This is a genomic window from Streptomyces sp. SudanB182_2057 (assembly GCF_964272715.1).
Classification (GTDB): Bacteria; Actinomycetota; Actinomycetes; order Streptomycetales; family Streptomycetaceae; genus Streptomyces; species Streptomyces rubradiris.
The window spans coordinates 7,690,810-7,701,603 of the sequence record NZ_OZ186798.1 but is presented as its reverse complement, the minus strand read 5'-3'; the positions used below and the strand labels follow the sequence as shown (position 1 = coordinate 7,701,603).

Annotated in this window: 1 protein-coding gene; it reads right to left on the bottom strand. The window is 77.3% G+C overall.

The genetic code is table 11. The features are described 5' to 3' along the window. Positions 1-70 precede the first annotated feature (70 nt). On the bottom strand, positions 71-10,783 hold the full coding sequence (locus tag ACSURM_RS34280) for an SDR family NAD(P)-dependent oxidoreductase (RefSeq protein ID WP_436959844.1): 10,713 nt from the start codon (positions 10,781-10,783) through the stop codon (positions 71-73). Between the last annotated feature and the right edge of the window lie 11 nt (positions 10,784-10,794).

The following is a 10,794-nucleotide window of genomic DNA, read 5'->3' as shown; positions in this document are numbered from 1 at the left end:
CGGCGGTGCGGGTGCGCCGGTACGGGGGCCCGGTGCCGGACGCGGCGCGTCGTCCGGCACCGGGGTGGTGTCACTGGGGGGTGGTGCGGTCGAGGGCGGCGCGTACCAGGTCGGCCACGGCCATGGTCCGGATGTCCCCGGCCGGTTCGGCGGGGGCGGGTTCCGCGGCGGGCTCGGACAGCTTCAGCAGGCTGTCGAGCAGACCGGCGGCGCGCAGGCGGTCGACGGGGATGCGGGAGATCAGGGCGCGCACCTCGTCGTCGTCCCCGGCGGGCGCGGCCGGTTCCGGCTGGGGCCGCAGCCGCTCGAGGAGGTGGCCGGCGAGGGCGGCCGGGGTGGGGTGGTCGAAGATGAGGGTAGAGGGCAGGCGCAGTCCGCAGACCGTGCCCAGGCGGTTGCGCAGTTCCACGGCGGCGAGCGAGTCGAAACCCAGTTCGGTGAAGGCGCGGCGGGGTTCGACGGCGGCGGGCCCGGGGTGGCCGAGGACGGCGGCCACCTCGGTGCGGACCGCTTCCAGCACGGTGTGCTCGTGGTCGGCGGCGGGCAGTTCGGCCAGGCGTTCGCCCAGGGTGCGGGCGTGTTCGGCGCGGTCCGGGCGGGCGGTGACGCCGGCCAGGGTGCGCAGCGGGGCGGGGACGTCACCGGCGCGGCGGCGCAGGACGGCGGTGTCCAGGCGTACCGGGACCAGGGCGGGGGTGTCCGCGGCCACGGCGGCGTCGAACAGCTCCAGTCCCTCGTCCGGGTCGAGCGCGCCGATTCCGGTGCGTTCGATGCGCTGGACGTCGGCCTGGCCGAGGGCGGCGCCCATGCCGCCGCCGGACCACAGGCCCCAGGCGAGGGAGGTGGCGGGCAGGCCGAGGGCGGCGCGGTGGGCGGCGAGGGCGTCCAGGAAGGCGTTGGCGGCGGCGTAGTTGCCCTGTCCGGAGGCGTCGAGGGTGCCGGCGGCCGAGGAGAACAGCACGAAGTGGGCGAGTTCCCGCTCCCGGGTCAGTTCGTGTAGGTGCCAGGCGGCGTCCGCCTTGGGCCGCAGGACGGTGTCCAGCCGCGCCGGGGACAGCGAGCCGATCAGGGCGTCGTCCAGGACGCCGGCGGTGTGCACGACGCTGTCGACGGGGTGCGCGGCGAGCAGGGCGGCGAGCGCGGTGCGGTCGGCCGCGTCGCAGGCGACGATGTCGGCTTCGGCGCCGAGTTCCGCGAGGCCGGCGCGCAGTGCGGCGGCGCCGGGCGCCGCGGGTCCGCGGCGGCTGGTCAGCACCAGGCGGGTGACGCCGTGCCGGGCGGCCAGGTGGCGGGCGACCAGGGCGCCGAGTCCGCCGGTGCCGCCGGTGACGAGGACGGTGCCCCACGGGCGGGCGGTGCCCTCGGTGTCGTCGGCGCGGACCAGCCGGGGCGCGTGCGGCGTGCCGTCGCGCCAGTGGACCTCGGGTTCCCCGGAGTCGAGGAGGGCGGCGAGCGCGGCCCGGTCGGGTACGGGGGCGTCGGGCGCGGTCCGGGTGACGAGCAGGATCCGGCCGGGGTCCTCGGCCTGCGCGGCCCGCACCAGCCCGTGCACGGCCGCGTCGGCGAGGGAGCCGCCGGTGAGGACCACGAGCACCGAGCCGGCGTACCGGTCGTCGGCACTCCAGGCCTGGAGGACTTCCAGGGTGCGGCCGAGCGCGCCGCGCACGGCGCCGGGCACGTCGTCGGTGCCGGGTGCGGTGACGGGCAGGATGACCACGTCGGGCGGGGTGGCGCCGAGTGCGTCCAGGTGGGGGTGGAGCGGGGCGCCGAGGCCGAGGTCGTCGTCGCCGAGGACCGCCCAGCTCCGGCGGTCGGGGCGCCCGGCGGCCTCGGGCAGGGGGGTGTCGGCGACGGCGTAGAGGTGGCGGTGGCGCCGGGTGAGCCGGTCGGCGGCGTAGGGCCGGGTGACGTAGGAGGCGACGGTGGCCAGGGGCCGGCCGTCGGTGTCCGCCAGCTCGATGCGGGTGCCGTCGGGGCCGGAGGTGACGCGGACCCGGGCGGTGACGGACGCCTGGGCGTGCGCGGTGACCCCGGTCCAGGCGAAGGGCAGGGCGATGCCGTCGGCCGGCCCGTCGGGCGCCGGCTCGCCGTCGAGCAGGGAGGTGACGTGCAGGGCGGAGTCCAGCAGCGCGGGGTGCAGCACGTGCCGGGCGGCGTCCTGGGCCGCCTGCGCGGGCAGTTCCAGGTCGGCGAGCAGGGTGTCCCCGTCCCGCCAGGCGGCCCGCACGCCCCGGAAGACGGGGCCGTAGTCGTAGCCCTCGGTGTGCAGGCGCGGGTAGAGGCCGCCGACGTCGAGCGGGGTGGCCCCGGGCGGCGGCCAGGCGCCGGACGCGGGTGCGGGTGCGGCTCCGGAGTCGGTGAGGGTGCCGGTGGCGTGGTGGGTCCAGCCCTCGTCGGCGGGGGCGTGTTCGGCGCGGGAGTGGATGTCCACGGTGCCGTCGGCGCGGGCGGCGACCTGGAGGCGTACGGCGGTGTCGCCGGGCAGCGCCAGCGGGGCGTGCAGGGTGAGTTCCTCCAGGACGGGACGGCCGGTCAGGCGTCCGGCGTGCAGCGCGAGGTCGACCAGGGCGGCGCCGGGCACCAGGACCGTGCCCAGGACGGCGTGGTCGGCGAGGGCCGGGTGGGTGGCGGTGGAGATCCGGCCGGTGAGCAGCACCCCGGCGTCGCCGGGCAGGTCCAGGCGGGCGCTGACCAGCGGGTGTCCGGCGGCGGCGAGCCCGTGCCCGGTGGCGTCGCCGGCGGTGACGGCGGGCGTGGGCAGCCAGTACCGGCGGTGTTCGAAGGCGTACGTGGGCAGGTCGACCGGGCGGCCCGGGTAGTTCTCGTACAGCACGCCCCAGTCGACGTCGAAGCCCCGGGTGTGGACGGCGGCCAGGGCGGCGAGCAGTCCGGGGAGCGGGGCGGTGTCCTTGCGGGCGGCGGGGACGAAAGCGGTGTCGTCGGCGTCCGGCAGGCAGTCGGGGCCCAGGGCGGTGAGCACGGGCGCGGCGCCGAGTTCGAGGAAGGTGCCGGTGCCCTGGGCGGCCAGCGTGGCGACCGCGTCGGCGAACCGCACGGTCTCCCGCACGTGCCGGGTCCAGTAGTCGGCGGAGCCGAGGTCGGCGGCGGTGGCCGGGGCGCCGGTGAGGGTGGAGACGATCGGCAGGGCCGGTTCGGCGGCCCGCAGCCCGGCCATGACCTCCCGGAACTCCTCCAGCACGGGTGCCATGCGGGGCGAGTGGAAGGCGTGCGAGACGCGCAGCCGGCGGGCGCCGGGGAAGTGCGCGGCGACCTCGGCGACGGCGTCCTCGTCGCCGGAGACGACCACGGACCGGGGGCCGTTGACGGCGGCGATGGCGCACCGCTCGCCGTCCACCAGCGCGGCCACCTCCTCCTCGGACGCCTGGACGGCGGCCATCGCGCCGCCCGGGGGCAGCGCCTGCATGAGCCGGCCGCGGGCGGCGACGGCGGTGACGGCGTCCGCCAGCGACCACACGCCCGCCACGTGCGCGGCGGCGAACTCGCCGACGGAGTGTCCGGCCAGCCGGCCGGGGCGCAGCCCGAAGGACTCCAGCAGCCGGTAGAGGGCGACCTGGGTGGTGAACAGGGCGGCCTGGGTGTAGGCGGTCTGCTCCAGGGTTTCGGCGTCTTCGCCGAGGACGACCTCGGCGAGGGGCCGTTCGAGGTGCTTGTCGAAGAGCGCGGCGGCCCGGTCGAAGTGCTCGGCGTAGACGGGGAAGGCGTCGTACCAGTCGCGGCCCATGCCGGGGCGCTGGGCGCCCTGGCCGGAGAACAGGTAGGCGAGGTCGCCGTCGGTGGCGGAGCCGGTGACGAGCAGTCCGGGTGCCTCGGTGCCGTGGGCGAGGGCGCGCAGGGCGGTGGCGGCCTGGTCGTCGCCGGTGGCGAGGAGGACGGCGCGGTGGGGGTGGGTGGCGCGGGTGGTGGCCAGGGCCCGGCCGAGGTCGGCGGGGGCGGTACCGGTCAGGTCCAGCAGCCGCCGGGCCTGGCCGCGCAGGGCCTCGGGTGAGCGGGCGGAGACCGGGAGGGCGAGCACCGGCGGGGCGGTGGCGGGGTCCGGCTCGGCGGGCTCGGGCTCGGCGAACCCCTCGAGGATCACATGGGCGTTGGTGCCGCTGATCCCGAAGGAGGAGACGCCCGCCCGGCGGGCCCGGCCGGTCTCGGGCCACGGGCGCTGCTCGGTGAGCAGTTCCACGGCTCCGGCGCTCCAGTCGACCTGGGTCGAGGGCTTGTCCACGTGCAGGGTCCGGGGCAGCACGCCGTGCCGCATCGCCATCACCATCTTGATGACTCCGGCGACCCCGGCGGCGGCCTGGGTGTGGCCCATGTTGGACTTCACGGAGCCCAGCCACAGCGGCTGTTCGCGGTCCTGTCCGTAGGTGGCGAGCAGCGCCTGCGCCTCGATGGGGTCGCCGAGGGTGGTGCCCGTGCCGTGCGCCTCCACGGCGTCCACGTCGGCCGGGGTGAGTCCGGCGGCGGCGAGCGCGGCGCGGATGACGCGTTGCTGGGAGGGGCCGTTGGGGGCGGTCAGGCCGTTGGAGGCGCCGTCGGAGTTGACGGCGGAGCCGCGCACCAGGGCGAGGACCCGGTGCCCGTGGCGGCGGGCGTCGGAGAGGCGTTCCACGACGAGCACGCCGGCGCCCTCGCCCCAGCCGGTGCCGTCGGCGCCGTCGGCGAAGGACTTGCAGCGGCCGTCGGCGGCCAGTCCGCGCTGCCGGGCGAAGTCGACGAAGGTGTCCGGTGTCGACATGACGGTGACGCCGCCGACCAGGGCGAGGTCGCATTCGCCCTGGCGCAGCGCCTGGGCCGCCAGGTGCAGGGTGACCAGCGAGGAGGAGCAGGCGGTGTCGACGGTGACGGCCGGTCCCTCCAGGCCGAGGGCGTAGGCGACCCGGCCGGAGACGACGCTGCCGAGGCTGCCGTTGCCGAGGTAGGCGGCGAGGTCCTCGGGGACCTCGGCGAGCCGGGTGCCGTAGTCGTGGTACATGACGCCCGCGAACACGCCGGTGCGGGAGCCGCGCAGCCGGTGCGGGTTGATGGCGGAGCGCTCCAGGGCCTCCCAGGACACCTCCAGCAGGAGCCGCTGCTGGGGGTCCATGGCGGCGGCCTCGCGCGGGCCGATGCCGAAGAAGGCGGCGTCGAACTCGGCCGCGTCGTACAGGAAGGCGCCCTCGCGGGTGTAGGTGCGGCCGGGGGTGCCGGGCTCGGGGTCGTAGAGGGCGTCGGTGTCCCAGCCGCGGTCCGTGGGGAAGCCGCCGACCGCGTCGGCGCCGTCGGCGACGAGCCGCCACAGGTCCTCCGGGGAGCGGACCTCGCCGGGGTAGCGGCAGCTCATGCCGACGATGACGACCGGGTCGTCGTCGGTCGCGGTGCGCGCGGGGGCGGTGGGGTCCTCCTGGGGGCCGGTGCCGAAGAGGGTGTCGCGGATGTGGGCGGCCAGGGCGCGGGAGGTGGGGTGGTCGAAGACGAGGGTGGCGGGCAGCCGCAGCCCGGTGGCGGTGTTGAGCCGGTTGCGCAGTTCGACGGCGGCGAGCGAGTCGAAGCCGAGGTCGGTGAAGGCCCGGCCGGGGTCGACGGCGGCCGGCCCGTCGTGCCGCAGGACGGCCGCGACCTCGGTGCGTACGAGGTCGAGCAGGGCGCGGTCGCGGTCGGCGGCGGGCAGCGCGGCGAGCCGTCCGTCCGTGGCCGGTGTGGCGCCGGTGCGTGCCGCGGCCCGGCGGGTGACCGGGCGGACTAGGCCGGTCAGCAGCGGCGGTACGCCGTCGGGGCGGCGGCGGACGGCGGCGGTGTCGATCTCCACGGGCACCAGGTGCGGGGCGCGGGAGCGCACGGCGGCGTCGAACAGTTCCAGGGAGCGGGCGGCGGTCAGACCGGGCACGCCGTAGGCGGCGATGCGGTCCCGGGCGGCCTCGTCCAGGCCGGCGCCCATGCCGCGGTCGGTGGCCCACAGGCCCCAGCCGAGGGAGGTGGCGGGCAGGCCGAGGGCGGCGCGGTGGGCGGCGAGGGCGTCCAGGTAGGCGTTGGCGGCGGCGTAGTTGCCCTGGCCGGCCCCGTCGAGGACGGCGGCGAGGGAGGAGAACAGCACGAAGCGGGAGAGTTCGCGGTCCCGGGTCAGTTCGTGCAGGTGCCAGGCGCCCAGGGCCTTGGCGTGGAAGACCTCGTCCACCATCGCGTCGGTGAGGGTGTCCACGGTGCCGTCGTGGACGGTGCCCGCCGCGTGGACGACGGAGTCCACCGGGTGCCGTTCCAGCAGGCGGCGCAGTGCCTCGCGGTCGCCGGTGTCGCAGGCGGCCACGGTCACCTCGGCGCCCAGCGCGGTCAGTTCGGCGTGCAGGTCCGGTGCGGTGCCGCGGCGGCCGGCGAGGACCAGGCGGCGTACTCCGTGGGCGGTCACCAGGTGGCGGGCGAGGAGCGCGCCGAGGCCGCCGGTGCCGCCGGTGACGAGCACGGTGCCCCAGTCGGCGGCGGGGGCGTCACCGGTGGGCTGCGCGGCCAGCCGGGGCACGCTGAACGCGCCGTCGGCGAGGGAGAGTTCGGGTTCGCCGGTGGCGAGGGCGCGGCGCAGGCCGGTCTCGGAGGGCAGCGCCTCGTGCTCGATCAGGACGTACCGGCCGGGGTTCTCGGCCTGGGCGGAGCGGACCAGGCCGCGGACGGCCGCGTGGGCGGGGCTCTCGGGCGGGGTGACGACGACCAGCCGGGTGTCCGCGAGGCGCTCGTCCGTCTGCCAGGTGCGCAACAGCCCGAGGACGTCGCGGACATGGGCGCGGGCCTGGGTGGCGTCGGCGTCCGCCGGTCCGGGGACGCGGTACACGACGGCGTCCGGGGCGGGCCCGTCCGGCAGCGGTCCGGCGGGGTCGGTGAGGACGGCGGTCCGCAGCGGTTCGGTGGTCGCGGGCCGGGGGTACGGCTGCGGGCGCACGGTGTACAGGACGTCCTGGTCCGGTACGGGCCGGGAGGTCAGGGCCTCGACGGCGGCCACCGGGGCGCCGGTGGGGTCGGCGAGGCGCACGGCGATGGTGTCGCCGCCCCGGCGGGTGATCCGTACCCGCAGGGCGGTGGCGCCGGTGGCGTGCAGGGTGACGCCGGTCCAGGCGAACGGCACCAGCACCTCGGGCCGCTGCGGGGTGTCGAGGTCGGCGGCGTGCAGCGCGGCGTCGAGCAGCGCCGGGTGCAGGCCGAACGCGCCGGCGTCGGCGGTGGCGTCCTCGGGCAGGGCGACCTCGGCACAGACGTCGTCGCCGTGCCGCCAGGCGGCGCGCAGCCCCTGGAAGGCGGGCCCGTAGTCGTAGCCCTGGGCGGCGAGTTCGGCGTAGACGCCGGTGGTGTCCAGCGGCCGGGCGCCCGGCGGCGGCCACTCGGTCAGGGCGGGCGGGGCGGGCGGGGCGGTGGTGGTGAGGACGCCGGTGGCGTGCTGGGTCCAGGGTGCCGCCTGGTCCGCGCGGCTGTGCACGGTGACGGTGCGCCGGCCGGTGGCGTCGGGTTCGCCGACGGCGACCTGTACGGCGATGTCCTCCTCGGCGCGCAGCACCAGCGGGGCGCCGAGGGTCAGTTCCTCCAGGGTGCTCGCGCCGGCGTGGTCGCCCGCGCGCAGGGCGAGTTCCACGAAGGCGGTGCCGGGGAAGAGGATCCGGCCGCCGATGACGTGGTCGGCGAGCCAGGGCTGGGCGCGGGTGGAGAGGCGGCCGGTGAGGACGACGCCCTCGGCGCCGACGGCGACCACGGCGGCCAGCAGCGGATGCCCGGCGGGGAGCTGGCCGAGGCCGGTGGCGTCGGTGCCGGTGCGCTGTTCCAGCCAGAAGCGGCGCCGCTGGAAGGGGTAGCCGGGCAGGTCGATCCGGCGCCCGCCGAGGCCGGCGAAGTGCCGCCGCCAGTCGACGGGGACGCCCCGGGCGTGGGCGGCGGCGAGCGCGGTGAGGGCCTCGCGCGGCTCGGGCCGCTCGCGCCGCAGCACCGGCAGGAACGCGGTGCCGGGTGCGTCGGTGCAGTCCGGGCCCAGGGCGGACAGCACGGCGTCCGGGCCGACCTCCAGGAAGGTGCGGGTCCCGGCGTCGGCGAGGGAGCGGACGGCGTCGTGGAAGCGGACCTTGGCGCGGACGTGCTCCACCCAGTACTCGGGGTCGCGCAGTTCGGCGGTGACGGGGCCGCCGGTGACGGTGGAGACGATCGGCAGCCGCGGTTCGGCGTAGTCCAGGACGTGCGCGATCCGGCGGAACTCGGCCAGCATCGGTTCCATCAGCGGCGAGTGGAAGGCGTGGCCGACCCGCAGCCGTTTGCTGTCGTGGCCGCGCGCGGCGAGTTCGGCGGCGATCAGCTCCACGTCGGCCGCGTCCCCGGAGACGACGACGGCGCCGGGCCCGTTGACGGCGGCGATGCCGGTGCGCCCGGTGAGCAGGGGTGTCACCTGGTCCTCGGCGGCCCGTACGGCGAGCATGGCACCGCCTTCGGGCAGGGCCTGCATGAGCCGGCCGCGGGCGGCGACCAGGATCGTGGCGTCCTGGAGGGTGAGGACGCCCGCGACATGGGCGGCGGCGATCTCGCCCACGGAGTGCCCGGCGAGCTGGCCGGGGGTGAGGCCCCAGCTCTCCAGCAGCCGGTACAGGGCGACTTCCAGGGCGAACAGGGCGGGCTGCGCGTACTCGGTGCGGTGCAGCAGTTCGGCCTCGGGGGTGCCGGGGCCGGCGAACAGGATCTCCTTCAGCGGCCGGGCGAGCTGGAGGTCGAAGTGGGCGCAGATGTCGTCCAGGGCGTCGGCGAACACCGGGTGGGCGGCGGCGAGTTCGCGGCCCATGCCGGGGCGCTGGCTGCCCTGCCCGGTGAACAGGAAGCCGAGTTCGCCGTCGGCGCGGGCGGTGGGCGGGGTGGTGCCGGAGGCCAGGTCACGCAGGGCGGCGCGCAGTTCTTCGCGGTCGGCGGCGACGAGGACGGCCCGGTCGGGCAGCGCGGCCCGGGTGGTGGCCAGCGAGTGGGCGAGGTCGAGGAGGTCGGCCTCGTCCGCGAGGGGCAGCAGGTCGGCGGCGCGGGCGCGCAGGGCGGCCTCGCCCCGGGCGGACAGGGCGAACGGCAGGGGTGTCCCGGCGGGCGGGGCCGGGCGGGCGTCCGGACCGAATGCCTCGGCCGCGGACTCGGGCCCCGGAGCGGGCTCGGGCTCGGGGTGTTCGACGATGACGTGCGCGTTGGTGCCGCTGACGCCGAACGAGGACACCCCGGCCCGCCGGGCCCGGCCGGTGTCGGGCCAGGGGCGCTGCGCGGTGACGAGTTCCACGGCCCCGGACGACCAGTCGACGTGCGGGGTGGGCGCGTCGACGTGGAGGGTGGCCGGTACCCGCCCGTGCCGCATGGCGAGGATGGTCTTGATCAGTCCGGCGGCGCCGGCGGCGGCCTGGGTGTGCCCGAGGTTGGACTTGACGGAGCCGAGCAGCAGCGGCGCCCCGGCGGGGCGGTCCTGGCCGTAGGTGGCGAGCAGCGCGGTGGCCTCGATGGGGTCGCCGAGCCGGGTGCCGGTGCCGTGTGCCTCGACCACGTCGACGTCGGCGGCGGTGAGGCCGGCGTCGGCGAGCGCCCGGCGGATCAGCCGCTGCTGGGCGATGCCGCTGGGCGCGGTCAGGCCGTTGGAGGCGCCGTCCTGGTTCACGGCCGAGCCGCGTATCAGGGCCAGCACCCGGTGCCCGTTGCGACGGGCGTCGGACAGCCGTTCCAGGACGAGCACGCCGACGCCCTCGGCGAAGCCGGTGCCGTCGGCGGCGGCGGAGAACGCCTTGCAGCGCCCGTCGGCGGCGAGGCCCCGCTGCCGGCTGAAGGCGGTGAACACCCCGGGGCCGCCCATGACGGCGACGCCCCCGGCGAGCGCGAGCGAGGACTCGCCCTGCCTCAGCGAGCGGCACGCCAGGTGCACGGCGACCAGGGCGGCGGAGCAGGCGGTGTCCACGGTGACCGCAGGGCCCTCGGTGCCCAGCACATAGGCGACGCGGCCGGAGATGACGCTGTTGGCGTTCCCGGCGAGCAGATAGGCGTCCAGGCCGTCCGGGGCGTCGTGCAGCCGCGGGCCGTACTCCTGGATCTCGGCGCCGAGGAACATCCCGGCCGGGGTGCCGCGCAGCGCCGTGGGGTCGATGCCGGCGTCCTCCAAGGCCTGCCAGGAGGTCTCCAGGACGAGCCGCTGCTGGGGGTCCATGCCGAGCGCCTCGCGCGGGCTGATGCCGAAGAAGTCGGCGTCGAACTCGGCGGCGGTGTCGAGGAATCCGCCATTGCGCACGTAGGTGCTGCCGGGCACCTCGGGGTCCTCGTGGTAGAGGGCGTCCAGGTCCCAGCCGCGGTCCTGGGGGAAGCCGGTCAGCACCTCGCCGCCGTCGGTGAGCAGCCGCCACAGGTCCTCCGGGGAGGCGATGCCGCCGGGGAAGCGGCAGCCCATGCCGACGACGGCGACCGGTTCGCCGGGGTCCGTCTCACCGGCCGGTTCGGCGGGGGTGTCCGGGGTGCCGTGGACCTCGGCGAGCAGCCGGGCCGTGAGGTCCTGGACGGTCGGGCAGTCGTAGGCGAGGCCGACCGGCAGGTCCAGGCCGGTGCGCGCGGTCAGCCGCCGGTGCAGGTCGACCGCGGCGAGCGAGTCGAGTCCCTGCGCGGCGAGGGGGGCGGCCACATCGAGCGGGGCCGCCGTGCCCGGCCGGGCCGTCTCGATCGCCTCGGTCACGGCCGTGCGCACCAGGTCGGTCACCAGCGCGCGGTGCCGGGACGGTACGGCCGTGGCGAGCCGTCGTGCCAGAGCTGAGTCGGATCCGGGCCCGTTCATCCACGCATCTC

What these genes read in the sequence shown, in the direction of transcription:
- ACSURM_RS34280 (WP_436959844.1), bottom strand. Translation starts at nt 10,783, where the DNA reads ATGAACGGGCCCGGATCCGACTCAGCTCTGGCACGACGGCTCGCCACG.